Source organism: Pseudomaricurvus alcaniphilus (assembly GCF_011440395.1).
In the GTDB taxonomy this organism is placed as follows: domain Bacteria; phylum Pseudomonadota; class Gammaproteobacteria; order Pseudomonadales; family Cellvibrionaceae; genus Pseudomaricurvus; species Pseudomaricurvus alcaniphilus.
In genome coordinates this window covers 932,532-956,934 of record NZ_JAAOIX010000001.1, presented here as the reverse complement: position 1 = coordinate 956,934, position 24,403 = coordinate 932,532, and the positions used below count along the sequence as shown (strand labels likewise).

General features: G+C 59.0%; 20 protein-coding genes. 3 read left to right on the top strand and 17 right to left on the bottom strand.

Annotated features, from left to right (window positions below; genetic code table 11):
• Positions 1–247 precede the first annotated feature (247 nt).
• Positions 248–2,014: a S8 family peptidase gene (locus G8764_RS04110; protein ID WP_166162109.1), complete on the bottom strand. Its 1,767-nt coding sequence runs from the start codon at positions 2,012–2,014 to the stop codon at positions 248–250.
• A 391-nt stretch (positions 2,015–2,405) separates the two neighbouring features.
• Between G8764_RS04110 and G8764_RS04105 the strand changes: the two genes are divergently transcribed.
• Positions 2,406–3,392 (top strand): Gfo/Idh/MocA family protein, encoded by a 987-nt coding sequence (locus G8764_RS04105; RefSeq protein ID WP_166162107.1) that lies wholly within the window; start codon positions 2,406–2,408, stop codon positions 3,390–3,392.
• Between the two features lie 157 nt (positions 3,393–3,549).
• Here the strand turns inward: G8764_RS04105 and G8764_RS04100 are convergent, their stop codons facing one another.
• The 7 genes from G8764_RS04100 to G8764_RS04070 all read right to left on the bottom strand — a co-directional run bounded on the left by G8764_RS04100 (position 3,550) and on the right by G8764_RS04070 (position 12,322).
• Positions 3,550–4,464, bottom strand: coding sequence for an NAD-dependent epimerase/dehydratase family protein (locus tag G8764_RS04100; protein WP_166162105.1), 915 nt, complete (start codon positions 4,462–4,464; stop codon positions 3,550–3,552).
• A gap of 58 nt (positions 4,465–4,522) precedes the next feature.
• Entirely contained in the window at positions 4,523–5,920 is a 1,398-nt protein-coding gene (locus G8764_RS04095) for a DUF1214 domain-containing protein (RefSeq protein WP_166162103.1), read from the bottom strand.
• A 37-nt stretch (positions 5,921–5,957) separates the two neighbouring features.
• The gene (locus G8764_RS04090) at positions 5,958–7,097 is read right to left on the bottom strand and encodes a sulfotransferase family protein (RefSeq protein WP_166162101.1); all 1,140 of its coding nucleotides are present in this window, start codon (positions 7,095–7,097) and stop codon (positions 5,958–5,960) included.
• A gap of 59 nt (positions 7,098–7,156) precedes the next feature.
• A complete protein-coding gene (locus G8764_RS04085) occupies positions 7,157–7,951 on the bottom strand; it encodes a phosphatidylethanolamine N-methyltransferase family domain-containing protein (RefSeq protein WP_166162100.1) in 795 nt (264 codons plus the stop codon).
• A 142-nt stretch (positions 7,952–8,093) separates the two neighbouring features.
• Entirely contained in the window at positions 8,094–9,317 is a 1,224-nt protein-coding gene (locus G8764_RS04080; RefSeq protein ID WP_166162098.1) for an iron-containing alcohol dehydrogenase, read from the bottom strand.
• Positions 9,314–10,633, bottom strand: coding sequence for an alpha/beta hydrolase (locus G8764_RS04075; RefSeq protein ID WP_166162096.1), 1,320 nt, complete (start codon positions 10,631–10,633; stop codon positions 9,314–9,316). Before G8764_RS04075 ends, G8764_RS04080 begins: the two co-directional genes overlap by 4 nt.
• Positions 10,634–10,765: 132 nt before the next feature.
• A complete protein-coding gene (locus tag G8764_RS04070; protein WP_166162094.1) occupies positions 10,766–12,322 on the bottom strand; it encodes a wax ester/triacylglycerol synthase family O-acyltransferase in 1,557 nt (518 codons plus the stop codon).
• 310 nt (positions 12,323–12,632) lie between these two features.
• Between G8764_RS04070 and G8764_RS04065 the strand changes: the two genes are divergently transcribed.
• Together G8764_RS04065 and G8764_RS04060 are read left to right on the top strand one after the other, a co-directional pair.
• Positions 12,633–14,117, top strand: a complete 1,485-nt coding sequence (locus G8764_RS04065) for a patatin-like phospholipase family protein (protein ID WP_166162092.1) — start codon at positions 12,633–12,635, stop codon at positions 14,115–14,117.
• A 32-nt stretch (positions 14,118–14,149) separates the two neighbouring features.
• The gene (locus G8764_RS04060) at positions 14,150–14,914 is read left to right on the top strand and encodes an SDR family oxidoreductase (protein WP_166162090.1); all 765 of its coding nucleotides are present in this window, start codon (positions 14,150–14,152) and stop codon (positions 14,912–14,914) included.
• A 7-nt stretch (positions 14,915–14,921) separates the two neighbouring features.
• Here G8764_RS04060 and G8764_RS04055 read toward each other — a convergent pair whose 3' ends face one another.
• From G8764_RS04055 to G8764_RS04015, 9 genes are all read right to left on the bottom strand, one after another.
• Complete coding sequence (locus G8764_RS04055) at positions 14,922–16,064, bottom strand: helix-turn-helix transcriptional regulator (RefSeq protein ID WP_166162088.1); 1,143 nt, start codon at positions 16,062–16,064, stop codon at positions 14,922–14,924.
• Between the two features lie 157 nt (positions 16,065–16,221).
• Entirely contained in the window at positions 16,222–17,238 is a 1,017-nt protein-coding gene (gene dmpG / locus G8764_RS04050; protein ID WP_166162086.1) for a 4-hydroxy-2-oxovalerate aldolase, read from the bottom strand.
• Positions 17,239–17,290: 52 nt separating this feature from the next.
• Entirely contained in the window at positions 17,291–18,178 is an 888-nt protein-coding gene (locus G8764_RS04045; protein WP_166162084.1) for an acetaldehyde dehydrogenase (acetylating), read from the bottom strand.
• 36 nt (positions 18,179–18,214) lie between these two features.
• Complete coding sequence (locus tag G8764_RS04040; protein ID WP_166162083.1) at positions 18,215–19,021, bottom strand: fumarylacetoacetate hydrolase family protein; 807 nt, start codon at positions 19,019–19,021, stop codon at positions 18,215–18,217.
• Between the two features lie 137 nt (positions 19,022–19,158).
• Complete coding sequence (locus G8764_RS04035) at positions 19,159–20,025, bottom strand: alpha/beta fold hydrolase (RefSeq protein ID WP_166162081.1); 867 nt, start codon at positions 20,023–20,025, stop codon at positions 19,159–19,161.
• A gap of 13 nt (positions 20,026–20,038) precedes the next feature.
• On the bottom strand, positions 20,039–21,157 hold the full coding sequence (locus tag G8764_RS04030; protein WP_166162079.1) for an acyl-CoA dehydrogenase family protein: 1,119 nt from the start codon (positions 21,155–21,157) through the stop codon (positions 20,039–20,041).
• A gap of 71 nt (positions 21,158–21,228) precedes the next feature.
• Positions 21,229–21,741: a flavin reductase family protein gene (locus tag G8764_RS04025; protein WP_166162077.1), complete on the bottom strand. Its 513-nt coding sequence runs from the start codon at positions 21,739–21,741 to the stop codon at positions 21,229–21,231.
• A gap of 106 nt (positions 21,742–21,847) precedes the next feature.
• Positions 21,848–22,753, bottom strand: coding sequence for a VOC family protein (locus G8764_RS04020; RefSeq protein WP_166162075.1), 906 nt, complete (start codon positions 22,751–22,753; stop codon positions 21,848–21,850).
• Between the two features lie 22 nt (positions 22,754–22,775).
• A complete protein-coding gene (locus G8764_RS04015; RefSeq protein WP_166162073.1) occupies positions 22,776–24,392 on the bottom strand; it encodes a FadD3 family acyl-CoA ligase in 1,617 nt (538 codons plus the stop codon).
• Between the last annotated feature and the right edge of the window lie 11 nt (positions 24,393–24,403).

Here is a 24,403-nt window from a genome sequence, read left to right as displayed (position 1 = left end):
ACTTCCTGGAGTAGGAAAAAGAAAAAGAGGTCGGGATGGCGTTGATGCGGGTCACTGATTGCGCCTCGGCAGATCTGTGCAGAGTCTGGGTCTGCATGGTCAGCTACCTGACATCTTGGTGATGAGTCGAATTGCTATTGCCAGGGAAGCCTCGCGGTGAACCGATGTGCAGGGTCGAGTCAGCAGCACCGGTCCCGACGAGGTGGCGGGGCAATCCTCAACTGCCCCGCCGTTCAGGCCGGGCCAATTAATCGTCGTGAAGAATCAGGCCCTGGCCCTGGGTATCGAACAGCGGATCGACATTCTCCACCGAATCGGACCACAGGTAGCTGTCGCTCCAGAGATAGCTGTCGGACCACAGGTAGCCGTCGCTCCACAAATAACCGTCGGACCACAGGTAGCCATCGCTCCACAGATAACCGTCGGACCAGAGGTAGCCATCGCTCCACAGATAACCGTCTGACCAGAGGTAACCATCACTCCAGAGATAGCCATCGCTCCAGAGGTAGCCGTCGGACCACAGGTAACCGGCACTCCACTGGGAATCACCCCATAGGGCGCCGGTGTTTTCCACCAGCACCACGCTGCCGCCGCTGCTGGAGGTGCCGAGCGCCATCAGCGGTGACAGGGCTTCGCCCGTGACCACGCCGGTGTCGTTCATGGCCGCGTCGATGTCGAGCACGCCGGCGCCGGTGACCGTGGGGTCACCCACGATCTTGCGCGCCGAGCGCATTAAGCGCGCTTTCACCGTGGCCGGTGACAGGCTCGGGTCCTTGCTCAGCATGCGGGCCACCGCGCCCGATACAACCGCAGCTGACATGCTGGTGCCGGAAATCTCCAGGTAGTCGTCGCTGCACTTGCGGGTATTACACGGCATGACCCGCTCGGGCATGTCGCTGCGCAGCTTGCCCGCCTCGGGAATGGCGGCGACCACGCGGTTGCCGGGCGCCAGCAGATCGGGCTTCAACACATGGTCGAACAGGGTCGGCCCGCGCGAGGAGTAGGTGGAGACGTAGTCATCGGCGAAGATGGCGCCGGTGCCGTTGTCGGTGAGGGAACCCACGGTGATGATCTTGCGGGAGATGCCCGGGCTGGTGATGGTGAAGTGACCGTCGCGGCCGTAGTTGCCGGCCGAGGCCACCACCACAAAGCCGGCGTCCCACACGGCCTCCACCGCCTGCACCAGCGGATCCAGCGCCGCCTCGCTCTCCACCGCCTTACCCAGCGACATATTGACCACCTTCACACCGTAGGCCGAGCCAAACTGCAGCAGCCAGTCCAGCGCGGCGATCACATCGGAGGAGACGCCGCGGCCCTGGCCGTCGAGCACCTGCATGGCCAGCAGCTCGGAGTTCTGAGCGATGCCCAGAGTTTGCGCGCCCTGAGTGCCTCTGGCGCTGCCGTAGATGATCCCGCCGACGTGTGTTCCGTGACCGAAGTTATCAGACCGGGCGGACTTGTTCGACCCGACGCTCAATGAGCCGTTGTTCAAATAACCGGGCGCCGGAAACTGGCCATTCAGGAAGTCATACTGAAAGGAACTGTTGGTCGTGTCGTCGTGATTCCAGACGCCGGAATCGATCACCGCGACCACGACACCTTCGCCCGCGAACTCCTTGTTCACGCTGAGGCCATCGGGAAAATTGGCGGCCAGGCGCGCGTTCCAGGTGTTGGCCTCGACGGCGTCGTCGATGGCGACAAAGTCCACGCCCTTGCCCTTGGCGAGCGCCTCGAGTGCGTGCTCGGGAATGCGCATGGCACGCATCGGCAGCCGGCCGAAGGCGCGGTAGGTCTTGCCACCCAGCCCGGCTGCGCGATCGGACTCCGCCTGGTCCGGCATGTCGCGGTAGGTGACGATCACATCGACCATCTCGGGACCACCGGCCTTGGCGTGTGCGGCGGCCTTGGCACTCATACCGCCGGCCTGGAGGGCACCGGACATCAGGGCAAGACTCAGGCCGGCAATGGTGACCAGCTTGCCGAGCAGGCTTCTATTGGGTTGTCTGTTATTCATCCGTTATCTCCTGACAGGACATATTCGTTTCAGCCTGGATTGCACGCTTGGGCTGGCTTGACTGAGAAGGAGCAGGGGTTGTGCCAACTGTGCAATCCGTTTATAAAACCGTCTTGAGATCAACAATATTTCATATAAATATCAATAAGTTAGATAATGACTGCTGCCGAGACAGCGGTGCGCACGACGAACTGTGCCGTCTGCCAACCTCAAAAAAAACGGTGGAAATTTTCATTTTTTCGGCGGATTCACTGATATTCCGGCGTATGCACTAAAAAACGGTTAAATAAAAAAGAAAGTGAAAAAGGGGACGGAGTCCCCTTCAGGAGCCAATGGATCAGCGTTAAAGTGACCCGGGGCAATGGCGCCTGGTTGAATGGAGGGGTTACGTATGCAGGCAAACGAAGCAACGATTCGCTGGGGCATCATCGGCTGCGGTGATGTGTGTGAAGTGAAAAGCGGGCCGGCGTTCAACAAGGTGCCCAATTCGACACTGCATGCCGTCATGCGCCGGGATGCGGACCTGGCTGCGGATTTCGCCCGGCGCCACGGCGTGCCGGCGTATTATACGGATGCCCGGCAGCTTATTGCTGACCCGGACGTCAATGCTATCTACGTGGCCACGCCGCCCGCCAGTCACGAGGAGTATGCTTTGCTCGCCATAGCCGCGGGCAAGCCGGTGTATATCGAGAAGCCCCTGTCCGTGGATGCCCCCTCGACCCGTCGTATCCTGCAGGCAGCACAGAGCAGCGGAGTAAAGGCCAGCGGTGCCTATTATCGCCGCCGGCTACCGCTGTTCGAACAGGTAAAGGAATTCATTGAGCAGGGCCGGCTCGGCCGCATCAGGCACATTTCCATCCGCCTGCTGTTGCCCGCCGAGCAAAACGGCATCGCCCAGACGGCGAGCAACTGGCGTATCGACCCTCGCTATTCGGGCGGTGGCTTGTTTCACGACCTGGCCCCGCACATGCTGGATATCCTCTGCTGGCTGTTCGGCGAGCCACTCTCCTGCCGGGGCAGGGCGCTGAACCAGGCGCAAGCCTACGCCGCACCGGATTTTACCTCGGTCGAGGCCTTGTTTGCCGATGACATTTTTTTCACTGGCGTCTGGTCGTTTAATGCCCATTCCCTCTCGCGGGAGGATACCTGCACTATTTACGGCGACAAAGGTAACTTGAGTTTCGCCTTTTTTGCTCGCGATCCGCTGCGTATCAACACCGAGGCGCAGCAGGAATCCATCCAGTTTCAAACTCCGCAGCACATCCAGCAGCCCATGATTCACGCTGTGGTGCGCTATTTTCGCGGTGAGGCTGCCAACCCCTGTTCGCTGTCCGATGCGCTGCTGTCTATGGATATGATGGACAGCGTTGAGCCCTGAAAAGGGCTGGTAAATCAACGCTTGCTTTGGTCAGGCTGGGGGCGCGAGCAAAGAATAGAGGTGGCTAAAAACCGGTCTTATCCCGGCCATGGGGCGCACAGCTACCAATGGGCCGTTATTGTCGGCTGCCACTACCGATTGCCACTACCGATTGCCACTACCGGTTACCACCATGAGCTGCCACTATCTCCTGAATCAAACCGCGGATCTGGTGGCGCTCATAGTCCAGCACGGCCATATCCTCTGCTGCCGGCTCGTAACTGACCGTGGCGCCGGGGCCGGCGAACATTATGACGTTGGGAAACATCGGGTGGTCATTGTCGCGGACGTCGAGGTCCTGGGGGTTGCCTACCGCGTCCAGCCACAACTCCAGGTATTCCTTCCAGCTGTAGTTCTCGTCACCGACCAGGTAGGCTTTACCGGACTCACCTTTTTCGAGAGCGTTGCGGATCGCCTGGGCAAGTGAACGGGCGCTAATATGGTTGGTGCCACCTTGCGGCGCGAACAGTGGCAGCCCCGGGATATTGCCACGCACATATTCAACCAGCCCGCTGATATAGGGCACTTCCAGACCCTCTATGTGGCCCAGCACGAAGGGAGCATTGATACTGCAAACATTGAAATCTTCGCTGCTCAGGGCGCGGACTGCGACATCGGTGTTGTGGCGCGAGGTGACGTAGGGGCAGACGCCGATCTGTTGGGGCGCGACCTGGGGGTAAAAGGTGCCGACCATTACCGCGCGGCGGATACCGGCGGCGTGCGCAGCGGCGAAGAATCGTGGCACGGCTTCATCATTGGCTTTAGTGTAGAAGTCGGCCGGTGTGACGGAGCCATCCTGCGGCAGGTTGCGAATATCCGCGGCGGCGGCAAACACCAGCCAGTCAAAGCCCTGCAGGCGGCCATCGGCCATGTCGTCGTTGACATAGTCGCCCTGCAAAAAGCTCATGTCGGCCAGTGCCGGCACCGTGGAGGGTTTGCGCGACATAAGCGTCACGTCGTGGCCGCTTTGCTTTAATAGCAGTGCTGCTTCTCCACCGATCAGGCCAGTGCCACCTACTACCAATACTTTCATCGTTTACTCCAGTTTACGCGTTGAATTTCGGCTGCTCGGGTATACGTGACCCAGAACACTAAAAGGCCCGGAAGCGCCGCTGTACATGTTGTTGGCGCAGGGCTATCTGTGCGCGCCGTTGTTCCGGGGTGACAACCCCGGTGGATGCCGGCAAGTGCTGGCGGAGTTCATTAAAGGCGACTTTCTTCGCGGAAATACTCGGCCACTGGTCTGGCTCCGGCGTTTCGCTGTAGGCCCAGCGAGGTGCCAGGAAGCCTTCACGATGACCACAGGTATCCAGCCAGTTAGGCACCCCGGGGTCGCGATGGGCCACTACCAGGCGAATGACTCCGTCGGGGTCGGCGGTCATCTGCTGGCCGTTGAGACTGCCGATGCGATTGGCGTAGTCGAGGGACTCGCCCCACAGGTTACTGAGCTGGAAACCCACATAGTGGGGCTGCACACGAATCCGGTTTTCAATGATCAGCGCTTCGTCCGGTTCCAGTTCAAACACACCGCCGGCATAGAGGTTGGTGCTCATGCCACCGCCGGTGGCACCGGAGGCGACATTGATCTGGTTGAAGGCGTTGCGCTTGAAGGCCAGCCCCGGCAGCGTACCCGGGCGCTCACCATAGCTGCCCATGGGGATGGTCCAGAAGGCGTTCCAGAAGTGCACCTGGTTGCGGACCAACTCACCGCAGCGGCGAATCTCCTCCGCCGCGCGCTGGGCGGAGTAGGCTGGCGGTTGGCTGCCCTCGGCACCCAGCTGGGTGATTTCAAAGTGGATCGCCTCCTCGAACTCCCAGTCATTGAACAGCTGGCGACCGGTGATATAGCTGGCGTAGCGCTCGGGCGGCAGGTCGGGATTGGTGGGGTGCGGATGCTTGACGACCTTCATGGTCGAAATAAAGTTACCGCGGTAGCCGGCCGGCTTTTCCGGTGCCAGCAGGATGTCGAAACTGCCATCGGCATCGACTTTAATGCTCGAGCAATCGAGGCGCCCGGTCTGGGTTTTTATACCGGGTCGCATTTCCGCGAGGTCGCCGGAGTCACCGGACAGTTCGCCGGAGTTGGCTTCAAAGATGACGTAGTGGGGTGCCTTGGGTACTTTGGTCAGGGCGGCCTCACCGCGCCAGTGGCGGCTATCGCCCGGCCTGGCGCGGATAAGGTAGTGTTTGCGGCCGTCGATCGGCGCGTAAAAGTAAATGGCATCGGCATTGTCGATGGTGGCGCGGGTAATGACACTCAGGGCATTGCGAAATTGGGGGCGCTCCGGATCCTCGTGAAACGCGCGCTCCACTGCGCTGTGGACAAAACCCATCAGGTAGCGGTAACCCTCGGCCAGGTTGCGATCACTGGCCGGAGCCGGCATCAGTTCGGGCTGGTCGATGGCAGCGCGGGCCTGTTGCAGGGTGTCGATCATGTCGTCCCAGGCCTGGCGCAGGACCGCTTTGGCTTGCTCTGGCGGTATTGTCATTGGCTCGTCTCCAGTTCGTTCTTGTGACTGAACAAATTCAAAGCGGCGATTCTCTTGGCCAGTTGAAGTCGTTAAAGAAGTCCGATAGTTCGGTTTCGATTTGTCCCCGCGATAATTCGTAGTCGTCGATACTGTACTGGAACGGGGAGTTGTGGCTGCGCTCCTTTTCTTCCTGTGCCCGCAGCCAGGCATCGAACGCCGGCGTTACGCTCATGCCAAAGGCGCGATAAACGGCGTGCACGGTGGTGCGGGGCTGGCTGGTGAGCTCGCGGTAATCGATTACCACCTGCGGCGTCTGCGGGTGGCGGGCGAGCACCTCACGGGGCTGGCGGAAGGTATCGAAGGAGACCTGAGTCAGTGTGCGCAGGGAAGCGTCGTAGTCTTTGCGGCGCCAGCCCTTGCCGCCCCAATTGACCTCCACCAGTTTCAGTACGCTGGGAATACACTCGGTGGGGTCGCGCATCACCACGGCAAAGCGGGCATCGGGAAAGGTCTCGATAAGGGATTCGACCCAGCCGCTCAGCAGCGGGTTCTTGCTCAGGTGAATACGGTTGCCGCCATTGAGCAGCAATTGGCGTTTGATACACTCGCGGTAATGGCGCATCCAGCGGCGCTTTTTGCGCTCGGGCATTTGGTCCACATGGAACAGGTCGATCACATCCATCATCGGCACGTCCAGGGCCCACTGCTGGGTGACAAAAGCAGCGCGCATAACAAACTGGTCTTCCTCGGAATTCCACAGGCTCATATTGTGGATGTGGCGGTATTTGCCAAACTTTTTCTCGTCCCACTGCTGCAGTCGCTTTTTGATGGGGCTGCCGAAACAATGCTGGTCGATCCAGCCAATTGCGCGGATGACTTTTTTTTGCAGCAGCGAGGGAAAAAAGGTTTCCCAATACAGGAAGTAGCTAAAAGTTTCACCGTCGGCGGCCAGCAGTCGATGAATCAGGGTGGAGCCACTGCGGGCGTGGCCGACGATAAATACCGGCTGGCGTACCTGTTGGCGCCACAGGCGGGGGAAGAAAACGTAATCCAGGACAAAGCAAAGAGCGTGGAACGCAGTAGCTAGAGGCACCAACAGCAGCAGTCGAACCAGCATTTTTCGGCGCCCGGGCCACTGTTGCAGTGACCACACATGGCGCAATACCCGGCAATAATAGTCGAGATCAAAGTACATAGACGGCCTCTGGGGAACGTGGTTGCTTGAATCCCGTTACGGGCGCTGTTTGTTTTTACTTAGAGAATGAACGGAATAACCGCCTTGCGTTCGCGCGGATAGTTGTCAAAGTTTTTGCGAAACCACTTGTGGGTATACATTGCCCGGGGAATCAAGTTGGCCATGGTGATGGCGAGCACAAACACCGCGCCCAGGTTCCAGGTCATTACCGCAAAGCCGACGAAAGACATGATTTCCCCCAGGTATTGGGGGCAGCTGACGAACTTGAAGCCGCCGCCGTAGGGGATTTTGTAGCGCGGCTCGTCGGGCGATGGGTTGGGTGAGCGCAAATTGCGCAGAATGGTGTCGGAGTGAATGTTGAGACTGAAGCCACACAGGTAGATAACCAGGCCGCCGATAAAACGCGGATCGCTGAACCAGTCAATGGTGTATTGGTCGCCCAGCTCCGAAATGTAAGCGGCGTTGAAATAACCGTGCAGGGTCAGGGTCAGCCAGCCGGCCAACACCACGTTGAAAGCAAAGGAGGAGGTGGTGCCAGGCTGCACTCGCATCAGCAGCGGTGTGATCAGGGCGCGGTTGCTGTAATGCATCATCCAGACACAGAGGAAAAACAGCGGCACTGGTTGCAGCGCATTTTCCCCCATAAAAAAGACGATGGGAAACACCAGCAGCCCGGGAAATTCCATGACCACCCAGCCCACTTTTGAACCGAGCTTCAGGCCTTTACTTTTGGCGCCAAAGCGACCGCCGTACTGAGCGGTGCCAAAGAAGCTGCTTATCAGGATGATGAGTGCGTAGCCGAAACTGAGCGCGAGCAGCGTGTCGTAAAACGTATTCCCGGTATACCATTGCATGACTTGTTGCCTTTCGTTCGAGCTCGCAATGCGAGTTCATGGTTAGCTATTTTGAAGTATCAATTTAATTCAATAAGGCAGCATAAAACAGGGTGATATCCGCCAGCTTGATATGCAAAACCTGCCGCTCCAGAAGCCCGGCTCAAGCTGAACCCAGGGCGCTCTCGTCCGGGCAAAGCTTGTCCAGTATCTGGTAGACATCGGCTCTGCTCATCAGCAAGGGTGTTGGGTAGGTGAAGGCTTCACGCACGATCAGGTCGGTTAATTGCGGGTAGTCCTGCTTGCGCAACTGTTGCGCAGTGGCGGGTAGCTGCAAATCGCTGCGCAGTTGTGTAACCGCTTCGATAAATGCCCGCGCCTGTAGGGCGCTGTCCTGGCCAGGAGTGGCGACGCCAATGCTGATCGCCAGCTGCGCCAGTTTGTGCTCGGTGCTGTGCAGGCCCAGTTCCAGTACATGGGGCAGCGCCAGGGCATTGGCGACGCCGTGGGGAATGCTGTAATGACCGCCCAGTTGGTGGGCAATGGCGTGAACGTTGCCGACATTGACTTCATTGATGGCGATGCCGGCGTAGTAGGCGGCCAGTGCCATGGCTTCCCTGGCGGCCAGGTCATTGCCGTCACTGTAGGCGTTGCGCAGGTGTGTGAAGATCAGTTTAATCGCGCTAAGGCTGTAGCTGTTGGCGTTGCCAAAGTCCCAGCTGCCCAGGTAGGCTTCGATGGCGTGGGTGAGCGCGTCCATGCCAGTCGCGGCGGTGATGGCCGCTGGCATGCCGCGCACCTGGGCCGGATCCAGTGCCACTGCCGCGGGCAGCATCCGGGCATCGGCGATCACCGATTTCAGGTGGGTTGCATCGTCGGAGATGACCGCACCGCGGGTGGCCTCGGAGCCGGTGCCGGAGGTGGTGGGTAGCGCAAATATTGGCAGTGGTGCAGTTTTTAACTTGCCATAACCGATCCACTGGCGCGGGTCGCCGTGGTCCACGGCGCAGGCGGCGATAAGTTTGGCGGTGTCGATGGAGGAGCCGCCGCCGATGGCCAGCACGGTGTCGCACTGTGAACGCCGGGCCAATTCAGTGCCTCGCTGCACCAACGAAAAGGTGGGGTCGGGTGTGACCTCGCTGAATACCTGTACTGCCGCACCCCGGGACTCCAGGGTGTTGATGGCCACGTCCGCCACGCCGAGCTTGAACAGCAGGTCATCGGTGACGATCAATACATTGCTATAACCACTGCGGCAGATGTGCGCACAGAGTTGCGCCGTTGATTGCTCGCCCACAAATACCATATAGCTCGACTTGGGCATGATCTTGATAAACAGCGACGCCAGGGCCATGGCCGCGCGATGGGTTAGTTTGCGGATGTTCATCGGGTTTGGCGATCTCCGTGTTCAGGTTGGGGAGCGGTTGGTGGGTGAATATGGCGGCTGTAGACCGCTTCGAGAAACTGTTGCACGGCGTTGATCGTGTGTTCTGTGCGCGGCGAATGAAACAGTTCAAAGGCGTGTTGGGCGCCAGCTAACTCCAGGTACAGCACCGGCTGGGTTGAGGTGCTGCCGAGTGCCTGTACAAAGTGGCGCGCGTCCTCCACATAAGACAAACTGTCAAAGGACCCGTGCACCACCATAAACGGCGGTGCTGTGGCATCTACCTGGGCAATGGGGGAGGCCAGCTGCCACAGTTCAGGCGCGCTTTCCGGCCCCTCCGGCATGACGTAATCGCGGTAGAATTTGGTGGAATCAATTTTTGGCCGGCTGTTATGGCGATCGAGAAAATCGTACACGCCGTAGAAGGGTACGCAGGCCTGCACGCTGCTATCTGCCGTTTCGAAACCGGGTTGCAGCAATTGCCGGGAGCGATTGGCGGTCAGTGCCAGCAGGCTGCACAAATGCCCCCCGGCGGAGCCACCGGTGGTGGCAACGAACTGCGGGTCGCCGCCAAAATCCCGAATCCCGGTCTTGATCCAGTGCAGTGCCCGTTTAACATCGAGCAGGTGATCCGGAAAACGGGCTGCGGGGCTGAGCCGATAGTTGATGGCGACGCAGAGCCAGCCGCGCTGGGCCAGAAAGTCCATCAGCGGGCGCGCCTGCTGCTCCTTACCGCCCACCATCCAGCCACCGCCATGGATCTGCAGCAGTACCGGCAGCGGCCGGTTGCCGTTGTTGCGGATGGCCTGCTGCCAATCCCGGGGGCGGTAGATGTCCAGTTGCTGCCGCTCATGTTCGCCGTAGGCCAGGTTCTTGATGATCTCCACCGCCGGGCTTTGCAGCCGAAACGGGCGCAACCAGGCAGACGCGGGAACATGGGTTCGCAACAGCTTGGCGCGGGTGTCGTCCAGGGCTTGGGTTTGCAGCTCTTGCGGGGCACGCTGCAGGGCGTTGCGGGCCTCCTGCTGCGCGTTGCAGCCGGCCGCCAGGGTGCGATACTGTGCAGCGGCGGCGGCCGCAGTGAACAGCAGGCTGAGCCAGTGTGCCAGTTGGCCGCTGGAATCGGCGTCGAGCAACCAGCCCAGATAAATCACATCGATGGCAAAAACCACCCACGCCAACTCAATGACGGGGGCCTGCAGGAAAAAGCAGGGAATGGTGAGCCAGCCGATGTCGGGGCAACGAAGGCGCCCCAATAGCGCCACGCCCAGCAGCGCCAGGCTCAGGTAAACACTGGCGTGATTGAGTTCATGCAACATGGGTCAAACCTGCGTCGATGGTTAGTGCCAACAGTTGGGAGCAACAGTTGGAGCCAAAAGTTGGTATCAAGCCCCGGTACCAGGGCCTGGTACCAGGGCCTGATACCAGGGGGCTGCAATGGTCCGCTTGAATCAGGAGTTTTCTTGCGGGCCAGGTTGCTTTTTGGGCTTCGCCGCGCGCTTGGGTTTGGTTGCAGTGCTGGCAGGGCTTGATTTTTTCACGCTGGGCGGTTGCCGCAAGGCGGTAACTGTAGCCGGCTTCTTTAATGCTGCGGCTTCGGCCTTGAGTTCTGCGAGCGATTCCTCCATGCACTGTTTGTAAACCTCTGGGTCCGGCATGATATCCCGGTCCGCCAGCACTGAAATGGTAATATTTTCGTTCATGCTGAAGACGGCCTGAAACATACCCGTGCCCGGGGTCAGCAAGCCAGCGCAGTAGTAGTTCACCAATTTTGCGCCGGCGCTGTAGAGTGGCATTCTGGGGCCTTTGACGTTGGTGATGGCACCACAACTGCCCATGGGCATGCGCTGCGTCAGTTGCCGGTCGGCGTAGAGATGGGCGATGGGTTTCGCTAACCACGGATTGAGAATGCCGGGTATACGCGCCATTTCGGCCAGCGGTGTGTCGACAAACTGCTTGGCCTCCCTGGTGCTGTTGTTGATGGCGTACAAGCGCTCCAGGTGACTTTCAATATCGGTGTGGATCAGGCAGACCGTGGCACCAATCTGGTTGTTCTCTTTGGAGTTGCCGCGGGCACTGACATCCATCGGCATCATACAGGCCAGGGTTTCTTCCGGCAGTTCATCGTGGAGTTCAAGGTATTTGCGAATGGCACCCGCAACCACGCATACCGCCACATCGTTGATGGTGGTTTCGGTGGTTTTGCTGATGTTTTTAAAATCCGCCAGTTCGAACAGGCAGGCTTCGAAAACCCGGTGCGGGCCCACGGGTCGGTTGAAACGGGTCTTGGGGGTGGCGCCAGGAGCCGCGGGCAATTTTTTAGTTGCCATAGAAAACAGGGTCTTGGCCATACTGGCGGTGGTTTTCAAGGTGCCAGCCGGTAAGGTGTAGATCGACTTGAGGTTGTTGAACGTGGCCTTGCGCAGCATCTTCAAGCTGCCGGGCGGTTTGGCCAGTAATGGCTTGTCGGCGTCGGCGACCACCACTTCCTTGCTGCGTTTTTTGGGGTTGGGTTCCAGGTCGTGCAGCGCCGCCATAAACGATTCACTGCCGGAGCCATCCACCATGGCGTGGTGCATCTTGGTATAAACCGCGAACGCACCTTTGGGCAGGCCTTCAATTTGATCCAGCCCTTCGATAATGTAGCACTCCCACAGCGGCCGCTTCATGTCCAGCGGCCGCGCGTGCAGGCGGGCGATCAGGATACAAAGCTGGCGCCAGTCGCCCGGTTTCGGCAGGGCGATATGGCGCAGGTGAAACTCGACGTCAAAATTCTCATCCACAACCCAATAGGGTTTGTCCACACCAAAGGGCACTTCCACCAGGCGGGTGCTGAAGATTGGCATTTTCTGCAGCCGACTTTGGTAGTTTTCAATAACATCCTTGAAGCGAACGCTGCCACCCGGGGCGGTGGAAGGGTCGTAGATGCCAAAGCCGCCAATATGCTGGGGTGTGTTGGCGTGTTCCAAGTTGATAAACGCTGAATCCAGTGTGCCGAGTTGTCTCACAGGTTATGTCCCCGAAAATATGCAATTTATATTGCAGAACAGCAGTGTGGCTCTACTCCGCCGGCGCTATTCCGCTGAAAAGTTGCCGCATGGTGCCGGCCGCACTGCTTGCGAAAATTGAGCAGGCGCAAATACAGAAGGAAAGTGTAGGGCAACCGGAGTCAAATTTATTGGTCCGTCCGGACTATCAGGCCGTTGCCGCAAGCTGGTGAAAGCGCGTTAAGCTACGCGCTTGTATGGTTCAGGGCTTATGACCGATAAAGGACTGGAAGAGGCCCGAACTGCGATCCTTTTTTGCAAGGCGAAATAAATGAGATTCAATCGAATCAGGAAGTTGAAAAATCAGCAATCCAGCCTGGCCAGCGCCGAAAGTTATGAGGAATGGTGCGCGGCCGCCCAGGTGTATGACGAGCTCTCCGGGGCGCAGGAATGGCGTGAGCGGGAAGACACGGATCTCTACGATCATCGCCAGATCCGCCATCGGTTGGATCGCTTGCGGGAGTATCGCGCCCAGGGCGATGATCATGCCCTGCTGTATATTCTCAACGAGGGTATTCACGGCAACATGGGTGGCATGGGGCGCTCCAGCTTGCACCAGCGCTCGTTGCTGGGTACCAAATACCTGGTCGAGGAGTACGTGCGGGAAATCGCCGACAGTCTCGAGCATATCGCCAATACCAGTACCGACAATATCAGCCTGGAAGCAAAGTACGATTTTTTTCACCGCGCCAGCCTGTGTTTCGGTCGGCCTGCGCTGATGCTCAGTGGTGGTGGGTCACTGGGTCATTTTCACCTGGGGGTTATCAAGGCCCTGGAGGAGCAACAGCTGTTGCCCAAAGTGCTGTCCGGCTCCAGTGCCGGCTCGGTGGTCTCGGCCATTTTGGGCACCCGCAGCGCGGAAGAGTTTCGCGCTTACGTGCATCCGGATAATTTGATTGCCGAGAGTGAACGCCTCAGGGAGCAGGACGTTACCAAATTCAAGACCGCCGATGTGGAAGCCTCTTTCAGCCGTATCATTCCGGATTTGACCTTCCAGGAGGCGTTCGAGCTGACTGGTTACTGCATCAATATTTCCGTGGCGCCGGCAGAGTTGCACCAGTCATCCAGGCTGCTGAATGCCATTACCTCGCCCAACGTGTTTATTCGCGATGCGGTCAGGGCCTCCTGCGCGGTGCCGGGTGTCTACCCGCCGGTGACCCTGCAGGCGAAGAATGTCTATGGCAATCGGCAAACTTACCTGCCGCAGAGGCGCTGGGTCGACGGCTCGGTCAGCGACGATTTGCCGGCCAAGCGGCTGGCGCGGTTGTACGGCGTCAACTACTACATCGGCAGCCTCATCAATCCCATAGTTCCGTTGGCCAACGATAGCGTGCGCGAGAGCAGCAGTCTGCGCGACCGGGCCAAAGTCTTCGGCCATCAGGGCCTGACCTATTCGGTTAAACACCTCAACAACCTGGTGCAGAAGTACGGCAAGGGCTTTCCCCGGCTCAGCCTCTATACCAACATGGCGCACTCGGTGTTCAAACAGGATTACAGCGTGGATGTTGCGCTGCTACCGCGCTTTGAAAATATAAAGTTGAGCAAACTCACCAGCCGGCTCGAGCCAGAGGAATTGTTGCAGTTGCTGCGGCAAGGGGAGCTGGCGGCGTGGCGCAATATGGGCCGTATCCGCACCAGCACCAGGATTAGTGTGGTGCTGGATAAGGTACTGGTGGATCTGGACGAACAAATGGGACACGGCTACGGCAATCATCCCGGCGTCGCAAGAGGCGCAGTTAAAAAACCACGGATTTGAATTAACAGCAGATACATAACGGAGGATAGCCCATGTCATTGCGACTGGAAAACAAAGTGGCGCTGGTGACCGGCGCCGGTCGGGGTGTGGGCAGGGCCGATGCCATTCGCCTGGCGACCGAAGGTGCGCAGGTGATATTAACGGACATCAATGCCCGCGAAGGTGAAGCTGTGGCGCAGGAGATTGGCGAGCGGGCGCGGTTCATACCCCAGGATGTCAGCAGTGAAAATCAGTGGAAGCAGATAGTAGCGCTGATTGAAAAAGACTATGGGCGGCTGGATATCCTGGTCAATAACGCCGCCATACTGCAGTTGGCGGATGTGACGGAGGAGACTTTAGCGGGTTGGCGGCGGGTGTTCAGCATCAATACCGAGAGTGTCTTTCTCGGGGTGCAGCACTGTTTACCACTGCTGGAACAGACAGGCGGAGGGTCGATTATCAATATGTCCTCGTCTTCGGCGCTGTTTGGTTTGCCGCAGTTTGCCGCCTACAGTGCCAGCAAGGCAGCGGTGCGCGGTTTTACCCAGTCGGTGGCAGTGTACTGCAACCAGCGCGGCAAGGGGGTGCGCTGCAATTCGCTGCACCCCGATTCCATTGCCACGCCCATGACCATGGAAATTGCGGCTCAGGCGGGTGGCCGGCAGCTGGCCGATAGCGACCGGGTCAAGCCCTTTGTTTGTAGCCCCGAAGACGTTGCCAACACTGTATTGTTTTTGGCTTCGGACGAGTCGCGCCACATCAATGGCGCCACCATAAGCCTGGACGGCGGCGCTACCATCACCCCGCCGTATCTTTGAGCGGGATTCAGGAAAAGGTCGCCAGGCTTTTCAGGATCAGGCTGACCAGCATGGATTGCTGGGTGACCCCGGTTTTGGAAAAAATGGAACGCAATTGGGCGCGGGCGGTATTGCGCGCAATGCCGAGATTGGCGGCGCTCTGGTCGAGGCTGTAGCCGGCAGCCAGGTTCTTGGCCAGTGAGGCTTCCGCCGGTGTCAGGTAGTACAGCGACATCAGCATTTTAATATCGATATCATGCTTTTTTTCAGGATCACTGATAAAGACCATGATGTGCGGTGTCTTGGTCGACTCCACGGTTTTTTCAACAGAGATTGGTTTGATCAATAATTCATAGCTGGCTTTGCCGGACAGTCGTTCCACTACCATGGCGTGCATGGGCGGTGGCTCCTGTTTGCGCTGGGCCGTAATCACTTCCTTGATATAACTATTCAAGCGTTCCCGGGCGGAGTTGTTCTGGGGGTAGATATGCTCGTTGAGGATGCCGATACCGTCCTTGCTGCGGATCATTTCATCCGCCGCCAGGTTGCAGTTGATAATCTTGCCGTGTTCATCCAGGGTGATGGTGCCAATGGAGCGGCCGGAAATGGTTTTCGCAAATAGCTTGCGCTCTGAGTCCAGCTGGATCAGTTGCATGCCGCTGGCCACTGCGCGCTGGATATGGGAACCGAGTTGCTGGAAAAACTCTTTTTCCGACTCGGAAAAATTGCTGGCTTCTTTAGGCCGGCAGAGCCGCACGCTGAAGCGCTGGCCGTTGGCATTGCGCAGGTCCACACCCAGCATGTGATAGATGTTAATCGGTTGCATGCAGATCTTGTACAGGTCGGTAGATTCCAGCGACGAGTAGGAGGTGCACTGGTCCAGGGTCTGCACTTCGCCCCATTGCAAATTGGTCATCAGGTTGGAAGTGTAGAACTGATCGGTATAGGGGTTGTGGTCATCGGCAAAGGTTTTCTGCAGCATTTCACTGGAAATAAACAACAGGCCGCCGTCGTCGCCAATGGGTTCCCGCAAGGTCATTGAGGCGAAATTGCACTCCATGATGTCACGCAACAAATCGAGAAATTTGCTGTAGGGATCTTCTTCGATGTGGCCGCTGTAAAGATAGCCGAGCAGGGTACTGTACTCGGCAATACTCAGGTCCTTTTTCATACAACTTCTGCTTTTATGCTTTAATGGCGATATATCTGAAATCGAGCTAATTCAGCTATTCTACCGTTTAAACAGTTCCGCAGGCTAGAGCAAAGTATATTGGTGGACGATGCTGCAGCGGTGAGACAGGGGCGGAGCCTGGCCGCCCGTGGTGAAGTCAGGCGCGAGATAGCTCGATGGCGATGTCCTCGATCAGGTCCTCCTGGCCGCCCACTGTTTTGCGACGGGCCATTTCCAGCAGGATCTTGTAGGAGGGAACCCCGTACTTCTTCTCGGCGCGCTTGGCAAACAGCAGGAAGGAAGAGTAGGCGCCGGCGTAACCCAGTACCAGCGCATCGCGGCCCAGTCGCACCGGCTCGTCCATGATGGGCAGGACCGCTTCCTCGGCGGCGTCCATCAGTTTAAAGATGTCCACCCCGGTATCGGCACCCATGCGCTCTAGCACCGCCGCCAGCACCTCCAGCGGCGTGTTGCCGGCACCGGCACCCAGGCCCGCGGCAGAGCCGTCGATGCGCATGGCGCCGGCTTCCAGCGCGGCGAGGGAGTTGGCCACACCCATGGCCATATTGTGGTGACCGTGGAAGCCAATGTCGGTTTCTGGCTTGAGCTCGCGGCGCAGCAGGCCGATGCGCGCGCTGACGTCATCGGGCAGCATATAGCCGGCGGAATCGGTACAGTAGATACAGTTGGCCCCGTAGGATTCCATTAATTTGGCTTGTTGCAGCAGCTTCTCCGCGCTGACCATGTGCGCCATCATCAGGAAGCCCACTGTATCCAGGCCCATTTCCCGCGCCAGGTTGATATGCTGGCGAGAGACATTGGCCTCAGTGCAATGGGTGGCCACCCGAATGGTGCTGACGCCGCAGCCGGCGGCCATGCGCAGGTGATCGACAGTGCCAATACCTGGTATCAGCAGGGCCGAAATCCGCGCCTGTTTGACGGTGTTGACCACCGCGGTCATGTACTCTTCGTCGCTGTGGGCCGGAAATCCGTAATTGAGCGAGGCGCCGCCCAGGCCGTCGCCGTGGGTGACCTCGATCAGGGGTACCCCGGCGGCGTCCAGTGCGGCGGAAATACTGACCATTTCCGCTATGGAAATCTGGTGCTGTTTGGAGTGCATGCCGTCGCGCAGGCACATGTCGTGCAGAACTACTTTTTTGCCAGCAAGGTTCATAATCAAACTCTTTTATAACCGATGTTTGGTGAGAGGAGGAGTGCCTGTTGCTTCATTTTGCGGCCTGTTGCTGGGCCATCATTTCCGCCGTTCGCAGTGCGGCTGCGGTCATAATGTCCAGGTTGCCCGAGTACTTGGGCAGAAAATCCCCCAGACCTTCAACCTGCACTGAGATAGTTACCCGCTTGCCATCAAACATCGGCTCATTGAGCATCTGGTAACCGGGCACATACTTCTGCACCTCGGCAATCATGTCGCGGAACGAGGCGCAAATGGCGTCGCGGTCCGGTTCGTCCACCGTCAGGCAATGCACCGTGTCGCGCATGATCAAGGGGGGTTCGGCCGGATTGATGATAATAATCGCTTTGCCTTGACGGGCGCCGCCGACTTGCTCAATGGCGGCGGCGGTGGTGCGGGTGAATTCGTCGATGTTGTCGCGAGTACCCATGCCCACTGAGGCCGAGGCTACGGTGGCGACGATTTCAGCGTAACCCACGTGCTGTACCCGGCTCACCGCCGCTACCAGAGGGATAGTGGCCTGGCCGCCACAGGTGACCATGTTGACGTTGTCCTTGACGCCCTCGGCCAGCAGCGTCTGCAGGTTGACTGGGGGAATACAGTAGGGGCCAATGGCCGCGGGGGTCAGGTCAATCATAATGACACCCTTGCTGGTCAGCTTGCGCGAGTTCTCGGCGTGTACATAAGCGGAGGTGGCGTCGAAGGCAAACTGAATTCTGTCCTCCTCAATATGGGGCAGCAGGCCGTCGACACCGTCGGTGGAGACCTTGAGGCCCATTTCCCGAGCTCGTTGGATACCGGGCGAATCGTCGATGCCCACCATCCACACCGGCTCTATCCAGTCGCTGCGCAGGGCTTTCATCAACAGGTCAGTACCAATATTGCCGGGGCCGATAATGGCGGCGCGAAGTTTCTGAGTCATAGTCATTCCAATGGTTTAACGATTTTCGTTATTAAGCTATACGAAGCGGCAACTGACGCCGCAGTTTTCAATGCCGCTGCCGGAGAGCTGCAAGCGCATCTCATCGCCGGCACTGACCGGCTCCAGAGGCACCAGCGAGCCCGAGAGAATCACCTCGCCGGCGAGGAACGGAATATCGAACGCGCCCAGAGTATTGGCCAGCCAGGCGACGGCGGTGAGCGGATTGCCCTGTACCGCGGCACCCTTGCCGCTGCTCAGTGGCTCGCCGTTCTTGAAGACCTGGATCTGCAGCTGCGCCAGGTCGAGGCCGCGGGGGTCGATTTCCCGCTCGCCGAGGACATAGACGCCGCAGGAGGCGTTGTCGGCGACAGTATCCTGGATCCGGATTTGCCAGTTGTGGATGCGCGAGTCGACAATCTCAAAGCAGGGCATGATGCATTCGGTGGCCGCCAGCACGTCGGCCTCGGTGATCCCGGGGCCGCGCAGGTCAGCTTTCAGGCGAAAGGCGATCTCGCCCTCGGCGCGGGGCTGGATCAGGTTGCCGGCGACGGCAATGGCGGCGCCGTCGGCGTAGGCCATGGCGTCGGTGAGAAAACCGAAGTCGGGCTGGAACACACCCAGCATATCCTGCACTGCGGCCGAAGTGACGCCGATCTTCTTGCCCACCACCTGTTCGCCGTCGCGTTGCAAGCGGCAGGCGAGCATGGCGCGGGAAATATGATAGGCATCGTCGATGTCGATGTCCGGGTGGGTTTGCGTAAGCGGCGGCAAGGTCTGGCCCGAGCGCATGGCGCGGTAGAGGTGTTCGCCGAGCTGTTCGATGGTGGCGGAATCAAGTGCCATTGGAGTGTACCTGTCCAGAAGCTTGTTTGTTGTCTTCCCCGCGCAGGCGGGGATCCAGTAAGTGCTTGCAATCTGTGGAATCCCGGGCGCCGAATCGCCGCACGCCCGGAACCAACGCTTCCATGACCACGCGCAGTTTAAGGGTGGACACCGGATTGACCTCCCGGGGTGTGCTGGAGAAAATCCAGGCACTGGCGATTGAAATAATCGGCGTATTCCACCATTACCCAGTGACCGCATTCGGTCAGCATATTGACCTGCGCGTTGCGGCAGTTGTTGATCAGGGTGTGGGCGCCGGAAATAGGGCAGAATTTATCCTCGCGCCCCCAGAAAGCGAGAACCGGGCACTGCAACTCTGGCAGCCGGCCGCTGAGGTTAGGCACCTGCATGGTGGCCAGTACCTGGGGGTTTTGCAGTTGCAATATTTGCCAGCGCTCGGCCACCAGTTGCTCGGTCACCAGGGTTGGGTCGTACACCAGCAGTTGCAGCAGTTGACGCAGTACATCCCGGGTGAATTCGGGTGAGCCCAGCGGGTACTTGACCATCGCCTGGATACCTTCGGTGGCGAAGTACACTTCGCGCTCTTCCAGGCCGCCCGGCGCCATAAGCACCAGGTGGCTGACCAGTTGCGGGTGCGCCAGGGCGAAGCCCATGGCAATGGCACCACCGAGGGAATTACCCACCAAAATACAGTTTTTCAGGGCCAGATGATCGACCAGTTGCTTCAGGTAACCGACGAAATAATCGAGACTGTAGATGGCATCCCCGGGTTTGCTGGTAAATCCATAACCGGGCAGATCGATGACCAGCACCCGGTAACCGGCGCTGGCAAACGGGTCGGCGTTGTGCTGGAAATTGCTCCAGCCGCTGGCGCCGGGGCCGCTGCCCTGGATCAGGATAATGTTACCCAACGCCGGGCCGTTGGCGGGTGCCAGGTCGTGGTAGTGCAGCCGCAGACCGTCACTCAAGTCGGCGTACTTGCCCTCGGGCAATGGCTTGCTCATGGTGTCGTATCCGTTAGATAAAGTAATCGGTGTTGTCCAGTCCCAGCAGGGTGCTGCCCAGGTTGCGGGCAAACGCCGCCGGGCTGTTGGCCACGTGGGCGCGGGCGATGTGGATGTCATTCCAGATCTGCTGCAGCGGGTGACCGAGGAATACCGAGCGACCGCCGGCCACGTCGAACAGGGTGTCGATTGCCTCGATGCACTTGTCGATCACAATGCTGGCCTGGTAGCGATACAGAATGCGCTGGTCCACGCTGGGCCGCCAGTTGTTGGCTTGCATCTCGTTGAAGTTGTTGAACAGGATACTTTCTATTTCGTGAATGGTGTTTTTCACCGTGGCTACCCGGGTCTGGGTTTCCGCATCGGCGGCCAGCTTGGTGGTGTCGGTGCTGGCGGCTGCGGTGCGGGTTTCGATAAACAGTTTCAGCGCTTTCTTGAGGGCGCCGATGGCCGGGGTGTTGACCACGCGGATAAACGTCTGTGCCCAGGGCATGCTGTACATGGGGTTGCTCTGGTTGTTGACGCAGTTATAACCGTCGCTGCGCTTGTGGGTGCGATAGCCGGGCACGAATACCGGTTCATCGATGACAATGTCATTGGATCCGGTACCCTGCAAACCCATCACATGCCAGGTGTCTTCAATGCGGTAATCGCTGCGCGGTACCAGGAAGGTGCGGTAGCCCTCGCCGTGTACGATTGCGCCCAGCAGGGCCCACTCGCAGTGTTCCGAGCCGGAACTCCAGCCCCAGCGGCCGCTCAATTTGAAGCCGCCCTCGGTGATGGTGACCTTGCCACCCACCGGGTTGTAGGAACTGCTGACCAGGGTGTTGGGGTCCTTGCCGTAGACGTCCTGTTGTGCCTCGTCGGCCATGATGGCAATCTGGAACGCGTGCACGGCGATAATGCCACTGATCCAGGCGGTACTCATATCCGCCTCGGCCAACAGGATTTGTTCGGCAAAAAATTCCTGCGGCGTATGCTCCAGGCCGCCCCACTGTTTGGGCAATAACATTTTGTAAAAGCCACAGTCTTTCAGCGCTTGCACGCTCTCGGTGGACACTTGGCGATTGACTCTGTTCTGCTCGCCATGGCTGGCGACCAGGTCGAGAACTTGCTGGTTTAGGGTATGCATAACGGCTGCCTCTCGGGTGATATTTGGGCTGCTTGCCAGCCGCAAAAAAAATAGTGTTAGCGTTAATGGTTTCAGGCGATGTTTTTGTATTGGCCCTGATAAAACACCAGCGGGGTAGAGTGGGTTTCCCGCTCCTTGTTGTCGAATTTGATCACTCGGCCGAGGATGATCAGGTGGTCGCCACCGTCGAATTTATTTTCTACCTGGCACTCGAAACAGGTGTTGTAATCGTCGAACACCGGTATGCCGTTGATGCCCGGGTGCCAGCTGATTTCGGCAAACTTGTCGGCGTTTTTGGTGGCGCAGATGCCGGACAGGCCTTTCTGGCCACTGTGCAGTATGTGCACGGCAAAATGTTCCGCCTCATCAAACGCTTTAAAGCTCTGGGCGTTGCGGGCCAGGCTCCAGAGAATCAGGGGTGGATCCAGTGACACCGACGAAAAGCTGTTGGCGGTCATGGCGATAGGAATCTTCTGGCCCTGGCCGGGCGAGCGTTCGTCATTGGCGATAGTGGTCACTATGGTCACGCCGGTGGCAAACGCGCCCAATGCATTGCGCAATTCGCGGGGGTCGATTTCAGTCATTGGATTTGGCCTCTCTGCAGCTGCTCTGGGTGTGCGAATTATTTGAAGCTTTATCGTCGCAAAAGCGTCGCAAAACCGCATACCCCATATGAATTAATGCGTCCGGTCAGCCCTGGCCCACACTAAAATCGTGTCCCCAGTAACTGGGCACGGTGCTCTCGAAGTTGCTGTAGTTGTCCCAGTTGTCGACGCACAGGCCTTCGGCACCGTACTCGATGTCAAAATTAGACGGCGACTTCATATAGAACGACACCATCTGGTCATTGGCGTGGCGGCCCAGGGTTGCCGACAGGGGCACCCCGTGGGCGATGCGGCGGTCTTCACAGCGGCCCACTTCATCGATATTTTCCACCTCCAGCATGAGGTGCACACAGCCGGCCGGGTGCGGCATTTCAAACAGGCCGAGACTGTGGTGGCGCGAGTTGCAGTGCATAAACCAGAGGCGCTTATTGGGCTCGGCCGGGTCGTCGGTAAAGCGGATATTCATCAGGTCGGAGAGCCCAAAGCCCAGTACATCCCGGAAAAAGCCCACCGTGATATCGAAATCGGGAGCGGGCAGCACCACGTGGCCCATACCCAGCTTGCCAGTGACAAAGCTGCGCACGCCCACCGGCGAAACCAGGCGCCGAAAATCCGCCACCACGCCCCAGTAAGCCTCATGCTGATTGCCCGTCGGGTCGCGAAATTTGACCAGTCGCTGCACCCGCCGCAGCGCGGTCTCACCGGCGCTGGCTTCAGCAACTTCTACACCGGCGCTGCGCAAACGGTCAACGGTGTCCTGCAGCGCCTGGGCGCTGTTGCACTCCCAGCCGCAGAAGCCAAAGCGATCCTGCTCGGAGGGGATGACCAGCAGGCGCCAGGGGCGTTCATCCATCTTCAGGTACAGATTGCCAGTGTTGTCGTCAATGTGCGGGGTGACATTTTCCATTCCCAGCACCTGGGTGCCGTATTCTGCCCATTGGGCCAGGTCACTGCTGTAAACGCCGATGTAGCCGAGGCTGTTGATTGACATGGGGTTGCTCCTTGATTAGGGGTCAGTTTGACTGCATTGATTGACGAAACATGGCCCTGAGTTCGGTCTTGAGTACCTTGCCGGAAGCGTTCAGGGGCAGGGCATCGACGAAGCGAAACAGGCGCGGTACCTTGTAGTTGGCCATCTGCTGGCGGCACCAGCTGCTGAGGTCGGCTGCGCTGAGGGTTGCGCCGGGCTTGCGTACCAGCCAGGCCATGGCCACCTCGCCCAGGCGCTCGTCGGGCACGCCGATAACCGCCGCCATCTGGATGTCCGGGTGGGCACAGAGCTGGTTTTCGATTTCCGCCGGATAGCAGTTGAAGCCGCCGGTAATAAACATGTCCTTAAGGCGGTCGGTAATCGCCAGGTTGCCAGCGTCATCCAGGGTTCCCACGTCGCCGGTGTGCAGCCAGCCGTCGGCGTCGATAGTGGCGGCGGTGGCGGCGGGGTCGTCGAGGTAACCCGGCATCACATTAAAGCCGCGCACCAAAATTTCGCCAGCCACACCGGGAGCTACTTCGTCCCCCTGTTCATCGACACAGCGCACCTCGACACCGGGCAGTGCCCGCCCCGACGTGGAGGCGATCACTGCCGCCGAGTCGCCGGGGCGACACATGGTGGCCAGGCCACAGCACTCCGACAGGCCATAGGCGGTAATAATGGTCTTGATGCCCAGCTCCGCGCGGATGCGTTCGATCAATTCCACAGCGATGCTGGCGGCGCCGGTAGTGGCCTTGGTGAGCGTCGACAGATCGTATTTTTCGCGCTCCGGAAAGGCGAGCATGGACTGGAACAGGGTGGGTGGCCCGGGCAGCATGGTGATGCGTTCCTGCTGGATACGCTGCAACACCTCCGCAGTGTCGAACACCTTTTGCGGCAACAGCGTGGTGCCGCGCAGCAGGCAGGCGAGTATGCCGGCCTTATAGCCAAAACTGTGAAAGAAAGGATTGATCACCAGGTAGCGGTCACGCTCGGACAAGCCCAGCACTTCGGTCCAGATGCGGAAGGTGGTGAGGTTCTGCTGGTGCTGCGCCACCACGCCCTTGGGGGCGCCGGTAGTACCGGAAGTAAACAAAATGTCGGCCGGGTGGTCGCCTGCCACCCGGGCTGCAATCTGCTCGACGCTGCCTGCCTCCGGGCCCGCCAGGTAGTCGCGACCGCGGTTGAGAAAGTCTTCCCAATCGGTGTGGGGCTGCTCGGCGCGTTTGTTAAAGACGACAATTTCCCGCAGCTTTGGCAGCGCGCTGGCCGCCAGCATCTGCGGGTAGTATTCACCGAGAAAATCACCCACGCAAAACAGTACCGACACAGCACCGGAGTTGAGAATGGTGGCCGCTTCCGCGCCCTTGTAGCGGGTGTTCACGGTGACCAGCACGCCGCCGGCGTATTGTATGGCCAGCGCGGCAATAATCCACTGGTGGGTATTGGGAGCCCAGATGGCGGCCCGCTGTCCGGGCTGGAATCCGCTGGCCCGCAATGCCGCAGCGGCGGTGCGGCAAGAGTGCAGGAATTCGGCGAAGGAAATGACCTTGCCTTCATCTTCAATAAAGGATTTGTCGCCGAAAGTGGCGGCGGCTGCCTGCACCAGTTGCGGCGTGGTTTGACAGTCTGCGGGTGCGATACGGTTGATGGTGGGCATGGTAAACACGT